This window comes from Brevibacillus sp. RS1.1 (assembly GCF_013284365.1).
GTDB lineage: Bacteria > Bacillota > Bacilli > Brevibacillales > Brevibacillaceae > Brevibacillus > Brevibacillus brevis_D.
The window spans coordinates 66,604-88,991 of the sequence record NZ_JABSVA010000013.1 but is presented as its reverse complement, the minus strand read 5'-3'; the positions used below and the strand labels follow the sequence as shown (position 1 = coordinate 88,991).

General features: G+C 48.2%; 21 protein-coding genes. 3 read left to right on the top strand and 18 right to left on the bottom strand.

Features of this window, described 5'->3' with window-relative positions:
- Nucleotides 1–199: 199 nt before the first annotated feature.
- The 5 genes from HP570_RS26475 to HP570_RS26455 form a co-directional block, all read right to left on the bottom strand.
- A complete protein-coding gene (locus tag HP570_RS26475) occupies nucleotides 200–1,537 on the bottom strand; it encodes an alpha/beta hydrolase-fold protein (protein ID WP_173627686.1) in 1,338 nt (445 codons plus the stop codon).
- 9 nt (nucleotides 1,538–1,546) lie between these two features.
- Complete coding sequence (locus tag HP570_RS26470; protein ID WP_012684095.1) at nucleotides 1,547–2,566, bottom strand: FecCD family ABC transporter permease; 1,020 nt, start codon at nucleotides 2,564–2,566, stop codon at nucleotides 1,547–1,549.
- Complete coding sequence (locus HP570_RS26465) at nucleotides 2,559–3,566, bottom strand: FecCD family ABC transporter permease (protein ID WP_173627685.1); 1,008 nt, start codon at nucleotides 3,564–3,566, stop codon at nucleotides 2,559–2,561. Before HP570_RS26465 ends, HP570_RS26470 begins: the two co-directional genes overlap by 8 nt.
- A gap of 19 nt (nucleotides 3,567–3,585) precedes the next feature.
- Nucleotides 3,586–4,590, bottom strand: coding sequence for an iron-hydroxamate ABC transporter substrate-binding protein (locus HP570_RS26460; protein WP_173627684.1), 1,005 nt, complete (start codon nucleotides 4,588–4,590; stop codon nucleotides 3,586–3,588).
- 112 nt (nucleotides 4,591–4,702) lie between these two features.
- Complete coding sequence (locus tag HP570_RS26455; protein WP_173627683.1) at nucleotides 4,703–6,352, bottom strand: AraC family transcriptional regulator; 1,650 nt, start codon at nucleotides 6,350–6,352, stop codon at nucleotides 4,703–4,705.
- 257 nt (nucleotides 6,353–6,609) lie between these two features.
- Between HP570_RS26455 and HP570_RS26450 the strand changes: the two genes are divergently transcribed.
- Entirely contained in the window at nucleotides 6,610–7,623 is a 1,014-nt protein-coding gene (locus HP570_RS26450; RefSeq protein ID WP_173627682.1) for an ATP-binding protein, read from the top strand.
- Nucleotides 7,624–7,907: 284 nt separating this feature from the next.
- Here HP570_RS26450 and HP570_RS26445 read toward each other — a convergent pair whose 3' ends face one another.
- The 3 genes from HP570_RS26445 to HP570_RS26435 form a co-directional block, all read right to left on the bottom strand.
- Nucleotides 7,908–8,423: a DinB family protein gene (locus HP570_RS26445; RefSeq protein ID WP_173627681.1), complete on the bottom strand. Its 516-nt coding sequence runs from the start codon at nucleotides 8,421–8,423 to the stop codon at nucleotides 7,908–7,910.
- Nucleotides 8,424–8,507: 84 nt separating this feature from the next.
- Entirely contained in the window at nucleotides 8,508–9,473 is a 966-nt protein-coding gene (locus HP570_RS26440) for a helix-turn-helix transcriptional regulator (RefSeq protein WP_173627680.1), read from the bottom strand.
- Nucleotides 9,474–9,542: 69 nt separating this feature from the next.
- The gene (locus HP570_RS26435) at nucleotides 9,543–10,193 is read right to left on the bottom strand and encodes a polysaccharide deacetylase family protein (protein WP_309139216.1); all 651 of its coding nucleotides are present in this window, start codon (nucleotides 10,191–10,193) and stop codon (nucleotides 9,543–9,545) included.
- A 293-nt stretch (nucleotides 10,194–10,486) separates the two neighbouring features.
- On the opposite strand from HP570_RS26435, the gene HP570_RS29855 reads away from it, so the two are divergent.
- Nucleotides 10,487–12,490 (top strand): ABC transporter ATP-binding protein, encoded by a 2,004-nt coding sequence (locus tag HP570_RS29855; RefSeq protein WP_012684087.1) that lies wholly within the window; start codon nucleotides 10,487–10,489, stop codon nucleotides 12,488–12,490.
- 54 nt (nucleotides 12,491–12,544) lie between these two features.
- Here the strand turns inward: HP570_RS29855 and HP570_RS26425 are convergent, their stop codons facing one another.
- Nucleotides 12,545–14,776, bottom strand: coding sequence for a heavy metal translocating P-type ATPase (locus HP570_RS26425; RefSeq protein ID WP_173627678.1), 2,232 nt, complete (start codon nucleotides 14,774–14,776; stop codon nucleotides 12,545–12,547).
- A gap of 192 nt (nucleotides 14,777–14,968) precedes the next feature.
- Complete coding sequence (locus tag HP570_RS26420) at nucleotides 14,969–15,265, bottom strand: hypothetical protein (protein WP_064203145.1); 297 nt, start codon at nucleotides 15,263–15,265, stop codon at nucleotides 14,969–14,971.
- A gap of 142 nt (nucleotides 15,266–15,407) precedes the next feature.
- Here HP570_RS26420 and HP570_RS26415 point away from each other — a divergent pair, with 142 nt between their 5' ends.
- Nucleotides 15,408–15,782, top strand: a complete 375-nt coding sequence (locus tag HP570_RS26415; RefSeq protein WP_035290894.1) for an ArsR/SmtB family transcription factor — start codon at nucleotides 15,408–15,410, stop codon at nucleotides 15,780–15,782.
- Between the two features lie 42 nt (nucleotides 15,783–15,824).
- Here HP570_RS26415 and HP570_RS26410 read toward each other — a convergent pair whose 3' ends face one another.
- The 8 genes from HP570_RS26410 to HP570_RS26375 all read right to left on the bottom strand — a co-directional run bounded on the left by HP570_RS26410 (nucleotide 15,825) and on the right by HP570_RS26375 (nucleotide 22,310).
- A complete protein-coding gene (locus HP570_RS26410; protein WP_173627677.1) occupies nucleotides 15,825–16,265 on the bottom strand; it encodes a hypothetical protein in 441 nt (146 codons plus the stop codon).
- Between the two features lie 26 nt (nucleotides 16,266–16,291).
- Nucleotides 16,292–17,701 carry a sensor histidine kinase gene (locus tag HP570_RS26405; RefSeq protein ID WP_173627676.1) on the bottom strand — a complete coding sequence of 470 codons (1,410 nt, stop codon included), beginning with the start codon at nucleotides 17,699–17,701 and terminating at the stop codon, nucleotides 16,292–16,294.
- The gene (locus HP570_RS26400) at nucleotides 17,698–18,378 is read right to left on the bottom strand and encodes a response regulator transcription factor (protein ID WP_173627675.1); all 681 of its coding nucleotides are present in this window, start codon (nucleotides 18,376–18,378) and stop codon (nucleotides 17,698–17,700) included. The genes HP570_RS26405 and HP570_RS26400 overlap by 4 nt, the downstream gene beginning before the upstream one ends.
- A gap of 290 nt (nucleotides 18,379–18,668) precedes the next feature.
- Entirely contained in the window at nucleotides 18,669–19,286 is a 618-nt protein-coding gene (locus HP570_RS26395; RefSeq protein ID WP_173627674.1) for an alpha/beta hydrolase, read from the bottom strand.
- Nucleotides 19,286–20,233, bottom strand: a complete 948-nt coding sequence (locus HP570_RS26390; protein ID WP_173627673.1) for a ring-cleaving dioxygenase — start codon at nucleotides 20,231–20,233, stop codon at nucleotides 19,286–19,288. Before HP570_RS26390 ends, HP570_RS26395 begins: the two co-directional genes overlap by 1 nt.
- A gap of 23 nt (nucleotides 20,234–20,256) precedes the next feature.
- Nucleotides 20,257–20,895 carry a nitroreductase family protein gene (locus HP570_RS26385; protein WP_012684077.1) on the bottom strand — a complete coding sequence of 213 codons (639 nt, stop codon included), beginning with the start codon at nucleotides 20,893–20,895 and terminating at the stop codon, nucleotides 20,257–20,259.
- Nucleotides 20,896–21,107: 212 nt separating this feature from the next.
- Nucleotides 21,108–21,611, bottom strand: coding sequence for a DinB family protein (locus HP570_RS26380; RefSeq protein ID WP_173627672.1), 504 nt, complete (start codon nucleotides 21,609–21,611; stop codon nucleotides 21,108–21,110).
- 216 nt (nucleotides 21,612–21,827) lie between these two features.
- Nucleotides 21,828–22,310 (bottom strand): GNAT family N-acetyltransferase, encoded by a 483-nt coding sequence (locus tag HP570_RS26375; RefSeq protein WP_173627671.1) that lies wholly within the window; start codon nucleotides 22,308–22,310, stop codon nucleotides 21,828–21,830.
- Between the last annotated feature and the right edge of the window lie 78 nt (nucleotides 22,311–22,388).

Sequence of the window (22,388 nt, the reverse complement as noted above, 5' to 3'; positions counted from 1 at the left end):
TGAGTCTAAAAAGGATCTACCATCTATTCGCCAATATGCACATACTACCCCTATCCAAAAACGCATCGATTTATCCGATTGGTTTTGTGGAGATAGGAGTTAGCAGATCATTGGCTTAATGGTCACCCTTTCTTGTAGAATGAACCAAGGGTACCACAAAAAGTAATCCTGTGACAAGAAAAATTCACTTGATCTTGTCCTATGCTTTGTCTACAAGTGTGATGCGCTCTGCTGCTGGAATGCGTGGCTGTGCGTTAGGGATCGCGGCTGGATAACCGATATGCAGGTTCCCCAGCACCTTTTCACCTGGTCGAATGCCCATCGCTTCTCGGAATTCCGGCTCGTGAATCCACGGGTACGTCTCCCATGTCAGACCGATGCCTTTTTCCCACGCCAGCAAGCTAAAGTTATGAATGACAATGCTGGTCGAAGCGAAATCGTCCTGACGCGTAATCAAGTTCGGACTTTCTTCCATAATGACCGTCATCAGCATCGGAATCGCCATAATTTTATTGTAAAACTTCTCGCCGACTTCTTTCTTTTTCGACGGATCTATCTCCCGCTTCTCCTTCATGATTCGCACGGCCTCGGCGATTCTTTTCTTGCCTTCCCCGTACGTCACAATAAAGCGCCACGGTTGTGTCATGTGATAATTCGGCGCCCACACGGCTGTATCCATCAGTTCTGTAACCAGCGCAGGGTCTACCTCCCGATCTGTAAAGCGATGAATGGAGCGACGCTCTCTAATCAATTTGGTCAGTTCCATTTCTGTCTCCTTCTCATTCCAGAGCCATTGCAACGCCCCAGGAAATCTGGCGTTTGCATATTTGCTCAAATGATCCGCCCCTTCGTCCATGAACAGGACGAGCTGATCTGCTGTGAAACCGCTATCAGCCAATATCTGATGGGCTTCTTTTGTCAGCGGGACCATTTGTTTCTGGATGTTTTGTTTTTTAGCACCTTCCTTACTGCCAACATCCATGTAGATGCGCAGCCCGGGATGGTACATTTTCTTTTCCCGCATAAACGGAACCATGCCCTCATACCAATACGATCCTGAGATGCTGCCGATTTTCGTGAAAACATCCGGATATTGGTGCGCAGCGTACATCGAGATCAAGCCACCCAGCGAAAATCCGATGATCCCTGTTTTTTCCGGCCTAGGGTCTGTCCTGTATTTGCTGTCGATATACGCCTTACATTCATTGGCAACGTAAGAAAGATACGCATCTCCTTGCCCGCCAAAATCAATGTTGCGCTCAGGCGAGATCGCTTTGGAAAACCAGGGCGTATAGTCATCCCTGCGGTTTTCTGGTTGGATGCCGACGAGAATCAGCTCAGGAATTTTCCCCTCTGCAAACTTATCTTCGATTACTTCGAGGGCAGTACTAAACGCAGGATCAAACAAGTCACCGCCATCATGGACATACATGACGGGAAAACGGGAAGTACTCTTGTCATAGGATGGCGGCAAATATACGAGCAGTGCTCGGTGATGGCATACGTCTGCAAGCAATTGTCCCTTCACAATTTGCACGTCCCCTCTTTATTTTTTTCTTCTACTCAGTAGATAGAAGAAATACGGTACACCGATGATCGAAATGACGATACCCACAGGCAGTTCAATGGGTGTGAACACCGTTTTGGCGATAAAGTCAGCCGCCACGACCATGAGCATCCCGATTGTTCCCGACAAGGGAAGAGCATACCTGTGCTGGATTCCCGTCAAACGCTTCGCAATATGCGGTGCCATCAAGCCGACGAATCCGATGCCTCCAGAAACCGAGACACACGCGCTCACGATCCCGATACTCGACAGCAGGAGAATATTGCGCTCCTTTTCCACGGACACACCCAGGTTTTTGACGGACTCCTCGCTCAGTTGAAGCAAATCGAGAATATGCACCTTGCGCATCAAAACAGGAATAAGTATGACTAGCCATGGCAGCATCCCCGCAATATGCGTCCAGTTGGCACTCCATATACTGCCTGAGAGCCACACGGTTGCCATTTCAAAATCGTTTGGATTCATTTTTAACGAGAGATACAGCGATACAGCACCTAATCCGGAGCCAATGGCGATCCCCACCAGAATCAGCCGTTGTGGATCAAGCGCTCCGTTACGCCAGGCAAAGAGGTAAATCAGTCCAGCCGCAAGCAATCCGCCTGTCAAGCCGAACAAAGGCATGGCCATGATGGAATACCAGCTCGCCTCCATAAATTGTCCACCGAAGAAAAACATAAAGGCGACGATAGCGGCTCCTGCCCCAGCATTAATGCCCAAAATCCCCGGATCAGCCAGCCCGTTACGGGTGATCCCCTGAATGACGGTACCAGCAACCCCCAAGCCAAAGCCGACCGATGCCGCAATAACGATCCGCGGCAGGCGAAAATCGAAAATAACCAAATCGAATTCCGCTACAGGATCCATACGCAATAACGTTCGGATGACATCCATCACCGTCATGTCAAATACGCCGTTGGTCAGGCTGATATAAATCGCCAGCAAAATCAAGGCGATGTTGACGAGTAACAGCAAACGAAATCTAGCTTTTCGATCAGGCATGCTTTCCCCCTCCTCTCTTGTAAATCAAATAGAGGAAGAACGGAACGCCAATAAAGGCCGTTACCACACCGATTGGGGTCTCAAACGGACTGTTCATAAATCGGCTGAGAACGTCCGACAAGGCCAGAAAAATGCTGCCTAGTAATCCTGCACATGGAATGATCCATCGATAATCGAGACCTACCAAAAAGCGGGTAATATGCGGAATAATTAGCCCGACAAAAGCGATTTTTCCTGCCAACGCTACGGAAATGCCTGTGAGAATGACAACAGCAGTCGTTGCCAGCACTTTGACCATCACCGTTCTCTGTCCGAGGCCGCGAGATACTTCGTCGCCCAAGGACAAGATCGTAATCGATTTGGACAAAAGAAGTGCTATGACAATACCGACGATGGCAAAAGGAACCGCCAGTTTCACCAATTCAGGCTCCAGGAGATGCAGCCTTGCATTGTACCAAAAGCTGACGTTTTGCGAGACTTGAAAATAAGTAGAAATCGCAGCTGAAATACTGCTCAGAAAGGTACCGGTAATCGTACCGATGACCGCCATCCCTACTGGCGTCAAGCCGTTTGGCAATAGTCGGGAAAAAGCGAGTACCATCGCAACCGCAAGTGCTGAACCGATCAAGGACATCGTAATCATCGTGACACTCGTAGCGGATGGAATGAAAACCATGCAAAGGGTAACAGCAAAGACCGAACCATCAGACACGCCCATAATAGAGGGGGACGCGAGGTAATTCCTCGTCATCCCCTGCATCAACGCTCCTGATATCGCTAAGAACGCGCCGATCATGAGTGCGCCCAAGACCCTCGGCAAGCGAGAGTGCATGACAATTTGATGATCGACATTCCCTTCATCAAAGGCAAAGAAAGCTTGATAAATCGTCCCCGCATCAATCGGCTTGGCCCCGTAATGAATGGAGAGCAAGATTGTAAGCAGGATCACTACTGGCGAAACAGCTAGTATGATCATGGAAGTTGCTTTTTTGGATTGCATAGCTTACCCTCGCCCACTTTTACTTGGCAGACAATTTTTCTACAGCCGCCTTCAGGAATTGTGCTTTGCTCCAAGCAGTACCGCCTTGTGCGAGAGGATCAACCACGTTTACGTAAACATTGCCGTTTTTCACTGCATTCACGCTCTTCCAAATCGGGTTGCTCTGCAAATCTTCCAATGCGTTTGGCTTGTCTTTATTCTCATCTGGAGAGAACTGGATGAACAGGTAGTCCGGGTTGATCTGGGTGAACTTCTCCATGGAGATGATTTCTTGTGCCTTCGCTGCTTTTACTTCTTCAGGTGCAGTCAAACCAAGGTCTGCGTACAGAGCTGGGTTGAAGAACACTTTCTCTGGATAGATGTTGATGTTTCCTTGGCGCAGACGGATTACGAGTACTTTTTTATCCTTTATGCCGTCGCCCAATTTTGCTTTCGCCGTTTCAATCCCTGATTTGTATTCATTGAGCGCTTTTTCTGCCTCAGCTTGTTTGCCAGTCAACTCACCCAGCAATTGCAGGTTCGCTTCCCAGTTGGTCGAAATGTGGGACACAGGGAAGGTAGGCGCAATTTTGTTCAATTTCTCAGCCATCTCAGGCGGGAATTTACTGCTTCCCAGAATGACATCAGGCTTCAAGGACAGGATGGTTTCCAGGTTCGGTTGGATTTTTTCCCCGATGGATATGGCTTCGCCCGTAATCGGTGCAAACATCTCCGGGAATTTACCGCCTACAGAAATCGCTCCTACCGGTTTCACGTTCAGTACCAGCGAATCTTCCATGGACTCCATGCTGCCTACAATGGCGATCCGCTCTGTTTTGCTAGGAACGGTATATTCTTTATCCAAATATTTGATTGTGCGTGTCTCTGCTTTATTCGCTTCATCCGCCGGCTTTTCTGCTGTAGCTGTTGTCGCAGGTGCTGTAGTAGGTGCAGTCTTGTTATTCGCTGCTTCTTTTCCTCCGCCGCACGCTGTCAGAACCAATGTCAGCGCTGCAATGCTCAAGCCAAGGTATATCTTTTTCATTCTTGAAAGACCCCTCTCAGAAATGTAATGTTTCACCCTGTGCGAGTGATAACGATTATCATTCGTGATTATAAAGCATCCACTCCTGCCCGACCATGGACGAAATCCAGAATCAACATGGACGATCTCCTGAAAACAATTTCACACTCTCTTCCACGATCCGTTCATGAGCCGTTGCCGAGTATTCTCGCCAAGGGTCGGATGTTATGACATGCGCCCGATTGTTGCGGACTGCTTCGATCTCTTGCCATGGTCCCGATGCTTTCAAGGCCTGGAAGCATGCCAGCGTTTCAGCCTCTTGGCAAACCAGCAGCAACAAGCGATCTGGCGCGAGCGCAGCCAATTCCTGTGCGGTCACAAGTTGGTCGTACTCCTTCTGCTTCAAGACAAAAGCAGGTTTGACTTGCAGATCCTGAAAAAACACTTCATTCATACTGCGATTGCAGTGGACAAAGAGCTGGTTTTTTAAAACCCGCACGATGAGCACCGTTTCATCGCCCAGAACCTGTTGAAGCTTTGTCCGGGCTCGCTTCACCTTTTTCTCGTACTCGCAAAGCCAATGATTGGCTTCCACGGACTCACCTAAAAAGTCTGCCATGAGCTGCAGTTGTTCTTTCCATCCCCGCTCTTCAAAGGGAACATACAAGGTGGGCGCAATCTCGTTGAGTTGCTCCTGTTCCTGCAAGCTCGTCTCGTCCAAGCCAATGATGACATCCGGCTTGGCATCGCGAAGCATTTCAATGTTGGCTTTCCAATTCTGATTAATTCGAAACGCGCTCAGATGTACCGGGATATCGTTTCGATAGCTGTGATGATAGTAAGCCGTCCATTTCGGGTGCAGTGGCGCCGCGTAAGGAATCATTTTCAAAGCCAGCAAATGCCCGATGATGGTCGAGCCGTACGCCGCAATTTTTCGTTGGCGGCTTTTCATATAGAGTGTGGGTGAAACACCGACAGCTTTCTTGAATTTTCGACTAAAGTAAAACTCGTCGTTGTAGCCCACTTGATGAGCGATATCGCGCAGCTTGGCATGCGACTGCACCATCATCTGCTTCGCCCGGCTAATGCGAAGCTCTGCCAAATAATCCATAGCTGAGATACCATACGTTTTTTTGAACAGATCGACGAAATACTTTGGACTCACCTCTGCGATGCGAGCCAGCTGTTCAATCGTCACATTTTCCGAGTAATGCTCTTCCATATGTGCGCGTGCCTGCTCCAGCGCCATTCCAGCATCTGTGGCCGAGAAGTGAGCATGCTTGACGATGTGGTACCATAGCTCTTGAAAAGTATGTTGGCCTCGAAAACGCTCGAGCGCCATCTCCTGCTTCCATAGATTCTGGATCAAATCACAATAGACAGGAAGCTGCCCTGCCGATTGGACAGAGATCTCTCCCCGAAAAGGAAACAGATCCTTTTCCCGAAGGGCTTGGAAGCGCCGATGTCTGTCTCTCGTTTCCATAAAGACATCAAACCGAAGCATGTACATCTCCAAATGATCAGCCGAATCAGGGACGATGCCAAACGTAAGCATAGGAGGACACACGTAAATCGCATCCTGCCGCAATTGGTACTCCTCGTTCTCCAGACGCAGGCGCCCTCGTCCCCCGGTTACGACCAGCAAAATATGCGAATGAGTGAATTGTTGGCGTAGTCGGTCATATCCTTTTGCTTTGAGCCATGTAATGTCACGCAGCTTAAAAATGGCTTCTGCCATGGTCTTCTCTGTGAATTGTTGAACCAAGGCTTGTGTTTCGTTCATGTTCTCACCTCTGCCCGATCCTCTATGTAAATATTGATAATAATTCTCATTATCACCGATAGAGAAAGTATATCAAAAGTGACGCTTGCTTCCTATCAGGAATATTTAATGGAATTGAACCGATAACTTGAACGTGGTATGGTACGTACCAATAGAAAGGGAACGACGGGAGGGAGTGCGCTGGACGCAAGGTGCTCAAGTAATTACGACGATTTATCAACTGAAACCATTCAACATAACGGAGTGAAAATGAAGATATGAAGCGATATGTTCTACCTTTTGTCTCTAGCCTCATTGCGATTACTTTTGTAACAGGGTGCACCTCTGCTTCTGAGCAATTGACGGTAAAAGATCCCACCCCATCTATAACGGAAAACACTGGGCAACCTCCTGCTGATGCGACCAAAGGCGAAAAGCCTGCCGCTGATTTGCTCAAGCAGTTCACCGTACTAGCTGCACAAGCCAAGGAAGCGAAAGAACTAACTGCCTTTTTGGATCAGCACCTTGCGAATACGGACACGAAAACTGCCGATCAACTATTTTGGGCACTCGAGCAGTACTATGAAAAACATTTGCCCACGATAAACGATAACTTCAAGGCTCTCCTCGCCCAGCCGAGAAATGCGGAAAAGCTGTATGCCTTGCAATACCCTTACGATTTCAACAAGCTAGAAGGCGATGACAGTTTCAAACAATGGCTCCTCAATCAAACAGAGAGCGGACTCGTCTTAAAAGCAACGAACGACATGTCTTTTTACTGGCAAGTGGATTACAAAGCACTGCAAAAATATGCTGCTTCGCTCGGCGAGGAAGGGAAGGACTACTTGTCCATTCAAGAAACGGAAACGGGCAAACCGTATTTGGGTGACGGCGGGTTGCAAATCACGCGGGCCGAGCTCGGTCCCAGAATGGTTGAAGTCGAAGAGTATTTGGTTAACTACCGCAGTAGCCCACGTGCAGTGAAGCTCCGTACGCTTTATATCGACTACCTCAAAACATATTTGTCTGATTACCGTTATGATGCCATTGACGTAGCAACAATGAAACTGCTCCCGGCCGTCACGGAAGAGTATCAGAACTTTGCCAAGAAATATGAGGCTACGAAAACAGGACAGATCGTTAAGGATTACTTGAGCGAGGTCGCTAAAAACAAGGGCGTGGTCTTTGAACCCGGCAAGCCTGGTGAAAGTATTATTGGAGAACGAAAGCCGAACCTTAGTCAGTTCTTGAATGGGCTCGAGGTGCGGATTGCTCATACGATGAATCCTTAAAAAACAAGCGGTTTGCGTGGCTGTAGTGGAGGAGAGGGAACAGGAGAAAACGACTCAGCTTCTAGGGCCACCCACTGGGGGATTGACTGGCCGACTCCATGCAAAAAGCGAAACCGCGTCCAAAGTGGTCCAATCTGGAAGTATCTCAGAGGTGGACGCTTAAGGGCGTGTTTCGCTTTTTGCATTACGTCTCGGTCGGTGTCCCTAAGATCTTCGCTGTTTTCTCCTGTTCCCTCTACAAGCTGCTTGTGTTTTTCGGTAGGTGATAAAAAATGAAAAGACTTTTATTGTTCTACCGCCGAAGTCTCGAACAAATAAAAAATGTAATCGGAGGAAACTCCCGCGTGACCCATTTGTCTAAGCATGGCGGAGATATTGCCTCGGTGATAGGTTCCGTGGTTGGCGACGTGCTGGACGATGTCTGCATAACGAGCATGAACCGTGCCTAATGCCGGGTGCGTATAAGGCGCGGTGTCCTCCATCGAGATTTGCCCGAAGAAGTCTCTGAACTGCTGGGCTGATTCGGCAAACAGTTTTCGCAGCTCGTGTACGTTTTTCCCTTTTAATTCCTGCAAGAGAACCCCAACTTTCGGTCCTACCTCTTCGTAGCTCTCCCCCTTCATGGCCAACAACCAAACATAATCCGTCTTGAGAATGTGAGCCAACGTCTGGGTGATGGTCGGAAACACGCTGGGAACCTCCTGCTCACTTACTCCCTCTGGTACCTCCTGCAACCGCTTGAATACCTTTTCGTTTGCCCATACATGATATTCGTACAAACGCAATGCTTCATGCTTCATAATCAATCTGCCCCCATTCCCTTTTTCCATCTCTTCTTTGCTTTCAATATAAATCAACTCTGCTGACAAAAATGGTCAGTGATATCACGTCGACTGATAAAAAAGAAATAAATCGGCGGCGATGGCAGCCAATCGCTCTTTTACATAGGCTGGCTCTTCAACTTGAATGGATTTTCCGTATGGCAACAGATAATGAGGAAGGATCGAATGGGCCATTTGCTCATCTACTTGAAAAATCACCTGTGCCTCGCTGCGTTCCATCACAGTATGTCCGAGATACCAATGCCTACACAAATCAACGAGTGACTGTGGCCTTCCTTTGATTTTGATCAAAATGGTGTTGCCCTGCTTGTCTGCTTCCGGTAGTAAATTCGAGAGAAAAAAATGGCGCGCAGAAAATTCAGGAGGGCGTTGGAAGCTGCCTTCTGTACGTTGGATCTCATGAACACGATCTGCACGAAAGCTGCGAATGGTAGTACGGAGATGGCAATAGGCAACGATATACCAGTTTCCCTTCCAATAAACGAGACCGTATGGATCGATATGACGCATCTGTCTCGTTGTCTGGTAGGCTTTCTGATACTCGATCGAAAGGGTGTACCCGTTGGCAACAGACAGCTCCAGTTCCTGTAGAGTAGACTCGAGAGAAGGATCAACAGGAGGCTGGATCACCTCGAAGCCGATACTATGTCGGTCTATCGCGTCACGCTGCTCTTCATTTGTGTAACGTTTTAGCTTGGAAATGGCTCGGTGTAAATCTGCTCCGAAGGGATAACCGGCCTCTTGGGCAAAAGCGGCTGCATGAATCAGGGCTTTTTGCTCGTTGAGGTCGAAAAACAACGGAGCCTCATTAAATTGCTGAAGTAAACTGTAGCCACCGTTGTGTCCGGCATCAGAAATGATCGGTACACCGCTCGCACACAGTGAGTCGATATAGCGATAAACGGTGCGAATATTAATCTCGAGAATCTCTGCCAATTGCTTGGCTGTCATTCGCTTGCCAGTCTTCAACAGCCACAAAATGGAGAGCATATTATCGGCTTTGGACATGTTTTGATTCGCTCCCCTAAAAGAAATCTTCTGATTCTACTAATTACCACAGATTTCTATCCATTTCCTCTATCTGCCCCTTCTCCTTTTCTCGACTGGACAGGTTCTTTCTCGATAAGCTGCCAGTTGAAACATGGCGGAAACGGTTGAGAAGGTATATTTCTGCTCACTTAACACCTCAATAATATAGGGCAAGGCGTCCATACTCCCCTTTAGCGTATCTCTCGTACCGCCAGCTGAATGTTGAAGCACGACTGCGCCTGGGGTGACATGTCCCAAGATGTTTCTTGCGACCTGTGGGCCGGTGAGACCTTTCCAATCCCAACTATCTATATCCCACAAAATCATTTCGTAGTCGCTCGCCGCAAGTAGCTGGATGACCTCCTCATTCACTGCTCCATATGGCGGCCGAACCATCCGAGGTCTCACACCTACTACCTTTTCGATCTGATCCGAGGTACGTTCTACCTGCTCATGAACAGCCAAGAGAGGGATTTTTGTAAAGTCAGGGTGATCCCAGCTATGGTTTCCAACAATGTGTCCTTCCTTTACAATCCGCTCCAGTATTGTCGGGTTGTACTTCACCATTTGCCCCACACAGAAGAAAGTGGCCTTTACCTGATAGTGAGCGAATATGTCTAACACACGAGGCGTCCACAACTGATCCGGTCCATCATCAAAAGTGAGTGCGATTTCCTTGGGCCCATTGAGCTTGTTCACAAGCGTTACCCTCCCTATAAGCCAGTATTCTGCTGCTTTGATGCATAGTATGACTGGGCTATCATTTGGTAACGCTAAAAAAACCGATTCTGCATGAGTATGCAACGCAGAAAAAAATTTTTTAACAACGGTTAATGAATATAGTATAATAGTGATAATGATTTTCATTTTCGCAAAAATTTATACTAGTGCGTATTCAAAAAGTCGACTTTTTGAACTACCTCTATTAGAGAGAGCGTTGGATATACATGGCGGGTTAATCACGACAAAGCATGCTCGAAAGGGATGATTATATGGGAAAAGTTTTAGAAGTAAAAGATTTGCATGTGTCATTCGATACGTATGCAGGTGAAGTCAAGGCAGTACGTGGCGTCTCCTTCGATCTGGAAAAAGGAGAAACGCTGGCGATTGTTGGTGAATCTGGTTCCGGTAAATCCGTCACTTCCCAAGCACTTATGCGCCTCATTCCTTCTCCTCCTGGACGCATTCCAAAAGGGCAAGTTCTTTTTGAAGGAAGAGATTTGGTTACGCTTTCCGAAAAAGAAATGCAGGATGTTCGCGGTCGCGATATCTCGATGATCTTCCAAGACCCGATGACTTCCTTGAATCCGACGATGACTATCGGGAACCAAATCATGGAGAGCTTCATCAAGCACCAAAAGTTGAACCGTGCAGACGCCCGCAGCCGTGCTATTGAACTGTTGGAAATGGTAGGGATTCCCTTTGCCAAAGAACGTGTCGATCAATACCCGCATCAGTTTTCTGGTGGGATGCGCCAACGGATTGTCATTGCCATCGCATTGGCCTGCAATCCAAAAATTATCATCGCCGATGAGCCGACGACTGCTCTGGACGTATCGATTCAAGCGCAGATTTTGGAGTTGCTGAAGGAACTGCAAAAGAAGATGGGTACCTCGATCATCTTTATTACGCATGACCTCGGTGTAGTTGCGAACATGGCAGACCGTGTAGCGGTTATGTATGCAGGAAAAATTGTGGAAATCGGCAAAGTCGATGAAATTTTCTACGATCCTAAACACCCGTATACATGGGGTCTATTAGGTTCCATGCCTAGCCTCGATTCCAGCGATGACGAGCTGATGTCCATTCCTGGATCGCCGCCTGACATGTTTAAACCACCTGTTGGTGATGCTTTCGCGGCTCGTAACCCATTTGCGTTGAAGGTCGATCTGGAATATGAACCACCGATGTTCAAAATCTCCGATACGCACTATGCAGCAACATGGCTCCTGCATGAAATGGCACCTGACATCAAACCGCCTGCTTCGGCTGTGAGACGAAAAGTCAATTCTGATGAGGCGACTGAGGCTCCTGTAAGCACGAAAAAAACGTTCAACTACGAGAATCGCGAGAAGCTGGTTGAAGTCAAGGATTTGAAACAGCATTTTGACCTCGGGAATGGTCATACGCTGAAAGCTGTAGATGGTATCACCTTCGACATCTACAAAGGGGAAATCTTCGGCCTTGTGGGTGAATCCGGTTGCGGCAAATCGACCACAGGACGCACTATCCTTCGCCTGTACGATGCAACTGGCGGAGAGGTCTTGTTCAATGGACAAAGTGTACACGGAAAGAAAACACTCGAAGAAAAGAAATGGCTCAACCGCAAAATCCAGATGATTTTCCAAGACCCGTACTCATCGTTGAATCCACGTCTGACTGTATCCGATATTATTGCGGAAGGTCTGGACATTCATCGTCTGGCGAACAAGGAAGCACGCATCGCCAAGGTACACGAGCTGTTGGAAACCGTCGGCCTCAACCGCGAGCACGCAAACCGTTACCCACATGAGTTCAGCGGCGGACAGCGCCAACGAATCGGGATTGCACGGGCATTGGCTGTTGATCCGGAATTCATCATTGCCGATGAACCGATCTCTGCCCTCGACGTGTCCATTCAGGCGCAGGTCATTAACCTGCTCAAACGCCTGCAAAAAGAAAAAGGCCTGACCTATCTGTTCATCGCCCATGACCTGTCCATGGTGAAATACATCAGTGACCGCATTGGTGTCATGTACCGCGGACGTATCGTGGAGCTGGCAGAAAGTAATCGCCTGTACGAGAATCCGATTCATCCGTACACCAAATCGCTGCTCTCGGCAATTCCATTGCCAGACCCGGATTATGAGCGCAACCGTAAGCGCATCGTTTTCGATGATCAGGAATATTTGCGAGATCAAGGGGAAGAACGCGTATTACGTGAAGTGGAGCGCGGTCACTTTGTCGCTTGCACCCAGAAAGAATTCGAAAGATACGGTGGCGGCGTCTTGGTGTAAACCTATATACAAGAAAAGGGAGAGAGCTTCGACAGCTCATCTCCCCTTTTTTATTTAGCCTTTCATACGCAAGAGTCTCATGCTGTTTAAAATGACCAGCAAGGCGGCTCCCGTGTCACTGAGCACCGCCAGCCACAAGGTTAGATAGCCTGGGAATATCAGCACGAGTGCAACCAGCTTCACGATGATCGAAAACCAGATGTTTTGCTTGATAATCGTGAGTGCTTTTCTGCTGATCTTCATTGTGTGCGGCAGCTTTTCGAGATTGTCAGCCATCAGTACGATATCCGCGGTTTCCATTGCCGTATCAGTACCTGCTCCACCCATCGCAATCCCCAAGTCAGCTGATGCGAGAGCAGGCGCATCATTGATCCCGTCACCCACCATGGCGACGACCTTGCCTTCTTGCTGTAGTCGCTTGACCGCTTCAACCTTATCTTGTGGCAACAGCTCTGCAAAATAACGATTGACACCTGTCTGACTCGCTACTTTTTTCGCCGTACCCGTATTGTCACCGGTCAGCATTACGATGTCTTCGATTCCTGCGGCCTTGAGCTTGCCAATGGCACTAACCGTAATCTCACGAATGGTATCGGCAACGGCAATCATCCCGATCAATTTCGTTGCGGTACCGATAACCACCAGGGTATGTCCCTCACTCTGCAACGACTCGACTTTCGTTTGCCATGCCGACAGATCGACTCCCAGCTCTTGAAACAGGGCGGGCTTTCCTGCATAAAATGTTTCGGTTCCGATGACAGCGCTCGCCCCTTTTCCGACGATCGCCTTGAAATCTTGCCCACTCTGGGAAGCAATCTGCTTCTGTTTCGCATAGGTGAGAATCGCTAGTGCAATCGGATGGGAAGAACGCTCTTCAATCGTTCTGGCGATCGACACTACGTCGTCCTCGCTTCCCTCCATCTCGATAACCGCCGCAACCTGTGGTTTTCCTTCCGTCAATGTGCCCGTTTTATCGAAAGCAATTGCGGTAATCGCTCCTGCCTTTTCCAAAAACGTACCGCCCTTGATCAGGACGCCGTTTCTCGCGGCATTTCCAATCGCGGACACAATCGCAACTGGCGTAGAAATGACCAGTGCGCACGGGCAAGCAACGACTAGCAGCTCAAGCCCTCTGTAAAACCATTCTCCCCAGGTACCGAGTCCGAGTAATGGCGGGAATACAATCACGAGAAAAGCAAGCACGAGCACGATTGGCGTGTAGATCGTAGCGAATTTGTCGACGAACGCCTGAGTAGGTGCTTTTTTCTCCTGCGCTTCCTCCACGAGATGAATGATTCTGGCAATCGCTGTATCTTCCACCAGCTTTGTTACCTTGATCTCCACAGCGCCACTCTCGTTGACACTCCCTGCAAAAACACTGTCGCCGACCAGCTTATCTACGGGAATCGATTCACCTGTAATCGGGGCCTGATTGACGCTCGATGTCCCATGTACGATGACACCATCCAGCGGGATTTTCTCTCCCGGCTTCACTACGATGACTTGACCGACAGTGATGTCCTCAACCGGTTTGCGGGTAAGAGACTCCCCCACCTTGACCCATGCTTCAGGCGGAGCCAAATCCATCAGATTACGTATGGAGTCGCGCGTTTTTTCAATCGACTTGGTCTGCAGCAAGTTTCCGATGGAAAAGAGCCAGACTACTGTTGCGCCCTCCAGCCACTCACCGATTAATGCGGCTCCAACAGCCGCAACAGACATCAACACGTTCATATCCAGTGAACCGCTTTTCATCGCGTAAAAAGCACTGCGTGCAGGTCGGTAGCCGCCGCTTATGATCGACAACGCATAGAGCACAGTTACGACCAGCGGAGATATGCTAGGCGATAAGGAACTTAGAAAACCGAGAGCCAACAACACACCAGAAATCACCGTCAGCGTCGTCCCTGCTTGATCCGTTTTCGGAACTGCTTTGGCCGTGCGCCTCGTAAGTAGCATGGCACTATATCCGGCCTTTGCAACTTCCTTGACCACCGCGTCTTCTCCTAGCCCATCCGCTACGAGCTGCATTTTACCCGTGGAAAAGTTCACGTTTACCTCTTTTACCGCAGGCAACGTCTGCATATGCTTTTCCAGCGATTTGGCGCACGAACTGCAATCCATACCTATAACGCGATAGACAACAGCCTGTGAAGAAAGAATGCCTGCGCTTTCTGTTGCCGCAGCCGCAGGCTCGAGAACCGTGAGAATTTTACCAGCATGCTTATGCTCACTGCCGCATTCATGCCCACTGCAACACTCATCTTTTTTTCGTTCTTCTGCCATCTGTTTTCACCTTTTTCCAAGCATCTATTTTGCCCAGCTTCGAATGAAATCAATCCACAAACATTCAAACAAATATTTAATTATTATATTATCGCATCCTTCTGGTTCGTTCAAGAATTGATTTGAATATTTCGCCCATTTTTTTACAGACTGGGAATAAAGAAAAAGACCCCTATTTTACTAGGAGTCTTGTTACTTGGTCCGGGCTTCTACAGGTGTTGGGGTAGTCTGCCAACGCTCCCCACAGTCCAGACATTTGCACTTGATTACTTTGCGCTTTTCTAAAGCAAGACGAACGGCAAACAGGATAAAGGCCCCTGATAATCCGAGGAACAAAAAGATGACAGGAGTTCCTTTCACCGAAATACCGATCAAAGCAAGCACTGCCAAAACTGCTGCATAAATGGTTATGTATAATGGCTTATTGATCGATTCTGTCAAATCGATTTTCGCAGAACGGCACTTCGGGCACTTTGGTTGCGCACTCATGGTATTCTCTCCCCATTTCTTGGATCATGTTCATCTTACACGAAAACAGAGAGGGACACTACACTGCCATCAAAATGTCGTTTTTCCTTTTCACTTTCCCTGTGAATGTCTATAATAGTAGGACATTGTAGAGCATGAGGTGATGGTTACAGTGGATGACATCTGTGAAATCCAATGTTTTGATGAGGAAAAAGTAAATCGGTTAAAGCCGTTCGCCACAGAATCAGAAGGGGTAGCAAAAATCTTCAAGGCGTTGGCTGATGACACCCGCGCCAAAATCATTCACATCCTCTCGATGGAAGACGAGCTCTGTGTCTGCGATGTGGCTGCTATCATCGGAAGCTCGATCGCTAACACCTCCCACCATCTGCGGCTTCTTCGCAACATGGGACTGGCCAAGTACCGCAAAGAAGGAAAACTCGTTTTTTACTCGTTGGATGATGACCATGTACGCCATCTCATATCTGCGGGGATTGAACACGCCAAAGAACAGAAAACCATTGTCCGAGCTACCTGATTGCTCGGGCTTTTTTGTTACTCCAGCATTTTAAACATTTGATTAACCGCAACGGGTTTCCTCGCTTTTCCGGGTAAACCGACTCCTGATTGCCTCTATTCCCACAAATATAAGAAAGTAACAGATCGAAGCAAAGACAAAAACCGTTGCCTGCGGATAAAACAATGCGGCATGCGGATCAACACTCTTTAGCCATTGAAAAAGTACAGGTACATAACCGATGACAGCATATCCTGCGAAACGCACAACGTATTTTTTCCACCCGATCAAGTGTGACCGACTCACTAGCCAGTCCACGAATACCGACAGCCATACGAAGACAATCAGGTTCATTACCATGCTTATGAGTACGCCCAGCAAATACTCTTTTCCAAACCCGTACGGCACGCTTGGATCACGATAAAGGTAGATGATCAGCGCAGCATACAGACCGGTAATAAAAGGGGATATGACTGCGGCGAGTATACGCATGCCGATATTCATGGAAATCACTCCTTTGCTTTGCCTCGTTATGATTCCGTTGTCGTTCGCGTAGTAGGATGTTCACCCGTCGGGAGGCTGACCGTAACCGTTGTCCCTTCGCCTATACGGCTCTGAATGTGAATGCCGCCTTTTGCAACCTGCAAAATTTTTAGCACGATAGAAAGACCGAGACCGCTTCCCGTCGCTTCTCGATTGCGTGACTTGTCTCCTTTGTAAAAACGGTCAAAGACATGCTCCAGCTCTTCTTCTGACATGCCAATCCCCGTATCCCGAATGGTCACAACGATTCGCGTATCCTTCTGTATCATAATATAAATAGAGCCATCTTTTGGGGTGAATTTGATACTATTGGCAATCAGATTCATCCATACCTGATTGAGCAGCTGCTTGTCACCCACGATGAACGTCTCCGGTAAGGCCAGCTCCATCGTGAGCTTTTTTTGTTGCCACTGATGCTCCAAAACTAGGAGGACTTGCCTGATCTGCTCATCCAGACGAAAGCGTGTCGGTTCGTACAGACCTGTCTCCTTGTCCAGGGAAGCGAGCGTCAACAGCTGCTTGCTCAAGGAAGACAGCCGCCTGCTCTCCTCTTCGATGATAGTCAAGTACGTCTCCCGCTGTTCGTTCGTCACACCACCGCTGCGGATGGCTTGAGAAAAGCCTTGGATCGATGTCAATGGAGACTGGATTTCATGAGAGACATTGGAGACAAACTCTTGGCGCATCTCGTCCAGTTGCTTGAGAGACTCTGTCATCCTGGCAAAATGCATGGCCAAATCACCGATTTCATCCCGGCGAGAGATGTCCAAGTGGATATCGTACTCGCCTTCCGCCAGTTTTTTGGTCGCATGGCTCAGCTTCTCGATCGGCTTCACCAAGTAACGGGTAAAGATCAAGATCAGGACCAAGCTCAGCACAAACATCGCTGCCAGCAGCAAAGCAAACATAATGTGCACCTCGCCAAACTGCTGCTCAATATTTGGCCGTACAAAAAGGGCGTATTTTTTCCCTTCTGCTGTAAGCGGCAAACCAATGCTGTTTGTCAACGTGTTTTCAAAAAATCCGGTCACAAACAAGCCGTGCTGTTCTTCTGTAATCCCTCTGTAGGTCTCACCCGCCAACACTTTTTGAACAATGGCAGGCTCTATCTGCTGATCGCGAAAAGGTGCTCCGAACTGGCTTGCAGCACCATTCTCATCCACGAGATACAGCTGAAAATTCAAATTGGCGACATGAGTCATAAAGGCAGGCAGGTCGAGCGACGATTTATGCTCATACAAATCAATCATTTGCTGTCCGATGCTCATGATTTTTTGTTCATTATAAGCGCGTAGATTTCGTTGATAATACTCATTTGCCAGCAAAAATCCAAGTGTGCCGCTGATCAGTACAATGGCGACGAAGGTAAGAACTACCCGAACGTAGAGAGATTTCACGAGCCTCGTACCTCCAGCTTGTAGCCTAAGCCGCGAACGGTAGAAATGACAAAGTCATTTGTTTTCTCCGTAAACTTTTCTCGCAGCCGCTTAATATGCACATCGATGGTACGACTATCGCTCTCGGTATCGCCGCCCCACACCAACTCCAACAGTTGATCCCGGGTAAAAATCCGATCAGGAAAACTGGCAAGCTGGGCAAGCAGTTCAAATTCCTTTAACGGTAAATGAATCAACTCATCTTTCACCTTCACGACATGGCTGATCCGATCGATGACGGTATCGTTTAAGACGATGATTTGTTTGCTGACCATCTGATAGCGACGCAGCAAGGCCTTGATGCGGTACAGCAATTCGGTAGGCTCAAATGGCTTGGTCAAATAATCATCCGTCCCCGCCAAAAAACCTTTTTCCTTATCCCGCACCTCTCCTTTTGCCGTTAGTAGGATGACAGGAAGGTCGTAAAATTCTCTGATCTCCCGGCACAGCTCCCAACCGTTTTTGCCTGGCATCATCACATCCACGATGGCGAGCTGGACGGATTCCTGTTCCAACAGTTGTGAAGCCTCTTCTCCATCCACACAAGCCAAGACGTTGTACCCTTCTTTTGCTAAGTAAAATCGCAATAGCTCACGTACATGTGGGTCGTCATCTGCAATCAGTATCGTCAGTTTCATCAAGCTGGCCCCCTTGCTACTCCGTCCTCTAGTTCTCTTGCTTTATCATTATTTTGAATGATACTCACTTGTCGATCCTCCTGCAAATCGTCACTGGCTTGCGCCTATCTAGTCGGATCAATCGTAAAGAAGCAATATGAACAAGAGATGAACGAATCCTGCTGGCTCTTGAAGACTCTTACACATTTGATTAAATCTGCGGGAAACATGCCCTTTTCCCGGAAAAACAACTGTTTGCGCGCAAAAAAAAGCGGCAGACACTTAGGTCCGCCGCTCTTGTTACTCATCCATTACTTGCGAAACTTCTCTGTAAACCACGTGGCCGAAGCCTCTACTTCCTTCACCGTCAGCTGATGACCATACGAATCCCAATGCACAGTCACGTCAGCACCTGCTTCTGTCAGTAGTTGGTTCAGCTCCTCCGTCTCTTGTGCAGTACAGATCGGATCATTCGTGCCCGCTCCGATGAATACTGGGATGGCTGACATATCAGGGAGAGCGATCCCACGACGTGGAACCATTGGGTGGAAAAGAATCGCTCCTTTTAGCGGATTCGGGTAATGGAACAGGAGACTACCTGCAATATTCGCCCCGTTCGAATAGCCGACTGCCACAATATTGTCTCGGTCGATCTGATACGTAACCGCCGCTTGATCCAAAAACTCTTGCAGCTCCTGCGTGCGGTAGACCAAATCCTCTTTGTCAAAAACACCCTCTGCCAAGCGTCGGAAAAATCGCGGCATGCCGTTTTCGAGAACATTCCCACGGACGCTCAGAACAGAAGCGCCAGGATAAATGCGATCGGCCAGTGGCAAGAGGTTGTTCTCATCTCCGCCCGTGCCATGAAGCAACAACAGGGTTGGTGCTTCTGAATCGGTTCCTTTTCGAAAAATGTGCTTCAAATTCATTATTTATCTTCCTCCAACACTCTGACTGTAATCGGCGTCAAGCCTTGCTCAATCTGGGCACGACGTGGCTCATACCACTCAGGAAGCATCAGTTTTTCACCCAGTGCCTCAAATGGCTCATCTCGTTCAAAGCCTGGAGGATCTGTTGCAATCTCAAACAAAATCTCACCCGGCTCGCGGAAGTAGATGGCGTTGAAATATTGACGGTCGATAATATCCGTCGGATGGAGACCGGATTGAGTCGCACGCTGTTGCCATAGCTGGTGATCCTGATCGTCTACGGCACGCCATGCGATATGGTGGATCGTACCAGCACCGCCTGCTCCTCTTGGTATCGGCTCGGCATTCACGTCAATGACATTGCCCAAATCGCCGTGAGCCTTGAAACGGACAAGGCCGTTTTCTTCGCCGACTCTGGTCAGTCCCATCAGTCTCTCGAGAACATCCATGGTGTGGGCTGGAGCCATGCTGTACAGGATCGCTCCGCCGAAGCCTTTGATGGCCTTGTCAGCTGGTACTCCGCCAAAGGACCATTTGCTCGCTGGACCGCCTTCACGTTCCACGATCTCCAGCTGTAAGCCGTCTCTGTCAGTAAATTGCAGATACGTTTCATTAAAACGCTCCACGCGGTTGTACTCGATTCCGAATTTTTTCAGTCGATCCTCCCAGAAGGAAAACGCCCCCACCGGAATCAAGAAAGTTGTATAGCCAACCTGCCCACCGCCAACGCGTCCACGGCGACCAGTTTCCCACGGGAAAAAGGTGATCGCAGTTCCTGGACTACCGACCTCATTCCCAAAGTACAGATGATATACATCTGGTGCATCGAAGTTGATCGTTTTTTTCACCAAGCGCAATCCGAGAAACCCTGCATAAAAATCAACGTTATTTTGGGCGCTTGTTACAAAAGCTGTGATATGGTGAATTCCTGCTGTTTGCTGTGTCATTTTGAATTGCCTCCTCAAATTTATTATTTAGTTGCTTGGAATGTGTTGTAGCTTACGAACTCTCCAACGGGCTTGCGGTACCCTCTGACACGCTGGCTGGATGTATCTTCTTTTCCAATCGTGATCATCAAAGCTGGCACAAAGCTGTCCGGAACCTTCGCTATCTCTTGGACGGCTGCCGGGTCGAATCCGATCATCGGGCACGTATCCCAGCCTTTATCCTTTGCAGCGAGCATGAACAGCATTGCGGACAAATTGGCATTGCGGATCGCTTCATCACGCTTGAACTGCTCTCCTCCAGCCTCGTGCATTGCTCTGACAGAAGAATTGTTGTGGTCGTACTCACGTTGATCCATGACTCCTAAATGAAGAAGGCCTTCATTAATGCGCTCTACGCTTTGATACGCTTCCTTGTCACCAAATACAAGCACTACTGCTGACGCGGTCTTTACCTTATATTGTCTATATGCTGCTTCATATACACGCTCTTTGGCTTCTGGATCGATGACAACTACATAATGGGCATGCTGCAAATTGAATGCTGATGGTGCGAATTTGACCAGCGACATGATTTCATCGATCTCAGCAGGTGTTATCGTTACGTCCGTTAGAAACTTGTTTGCGGATCTTCTGTTTTTTACAAGGGTAGTAAATTCACTCATGGGACTTCCTCCTCGATTTTTTCTATCTCATTCATTTTTTGATATCTCAAATTAGAGATAATGGATTTAAAAATGTTCCTGCTTGGGGAAGTAGGATGACGATGTTACGAAAATTAAATATCTTGAATTTAAGATAATTATAGGACGAGAATTGTCCCTTGTCAACAGCCTAAGGCCAGAAGAATGAAATCTCTTCCAGCCCAAGGCTCTTGTCAGTTGGCGTACCAGTAAAGAGCATACTCGGTCATAACAGAAGAATACTCCATTTGGCGCAGCATCGCCGTTATGTTTCCACGATGATACGTTCCGTGATTGACCACTTGCATGATGATTTCTGCCAAGCTCGTATCGCGTACTCTCGTGTACGGATTATCAAGGACAATGCGCCGCTCCAAATCTTCTTCTTGGCTGAGAAAAGCTCTGAATTGCTCGACCAGCTCGGCATACAACTGCTCTACTTCCTCCAAGCTTTTTCCCGTAATTTTCTTCTCTTGCTGCCATGTCTCATCCATGGCAGCTTGCATATCCATCCCCTGCAATATGAGAAGCCAGCTTTGATCCACCATATAAATATGCTCCATCACTTTTGCCACTGTCGGGAAAACGCTTTGGATCTCCTGCTCATAAACACCTTCCGGAAGTTCCTTCAAGCGATTGATTAACGTCTGATTCGCCCACGCGTGAAAGTCGTACATGTTTTTGGCATAGTGTGTCATGATAAAGCCCCCTCATTGGTTCGTCGATAGCTCTATCATAGACCGGCTTCCCTGACAAATACGGTCAGTGATGCTTCCTGCCCCAGCCAAAATGAAAAACCCCCTTCTTACACGCTGCGAGAAAGGAGCTTTTCGCTACTATACCGCATAAGCTGTTCCGACCAGGAGCGTCTGTACAGCAGTCGAGAGAAAATAAAATCTACTACTTGCAACCATTTATGTGGATGCTGTCAAATCGAGATGAAAAATCAGCTCCTCGCCAAACTCACCCGCAAATCTCCATCCCTGATCGACTAGCCCCGCTTTTTTATACAGTTGGATCGCTGGCGTATTCGTATGATGCACGGTCAACACGATTTCATCTCGCTCCGGGTAATGCACTCGTGCAATGTCAGCCAACTCATGGAATACACGCAAGGCGTAGCCCTTCTTTTGATAGCGGGAATCGATCGAAAATGATTTGAAAATAACCGCCTCGCCATTTGGTGTGTAGGAATTGCCTGTGTGTGGTGTGAATAAGGCAAAAAAGCCGATTAGATGGCCTTGGTCGAAAACCACATAGGGCTTATAACCAGGATTGTTTTGAGTTGCTTCGATCACATCGACTGGCATAGATGTGTAGATTGCTTGTTCTTGCGGCAAATCGTAAGCCATGATTGAAGGGTAGTCGCTTTTTTCGTACGGTCTGATAATGAACATCTTGCTTCCTTTCTCTTCTTACGGAGAAATTAGCGGCAGCCTGGTATGATCTGTAAGCACCAGACTGCCACCACCCCG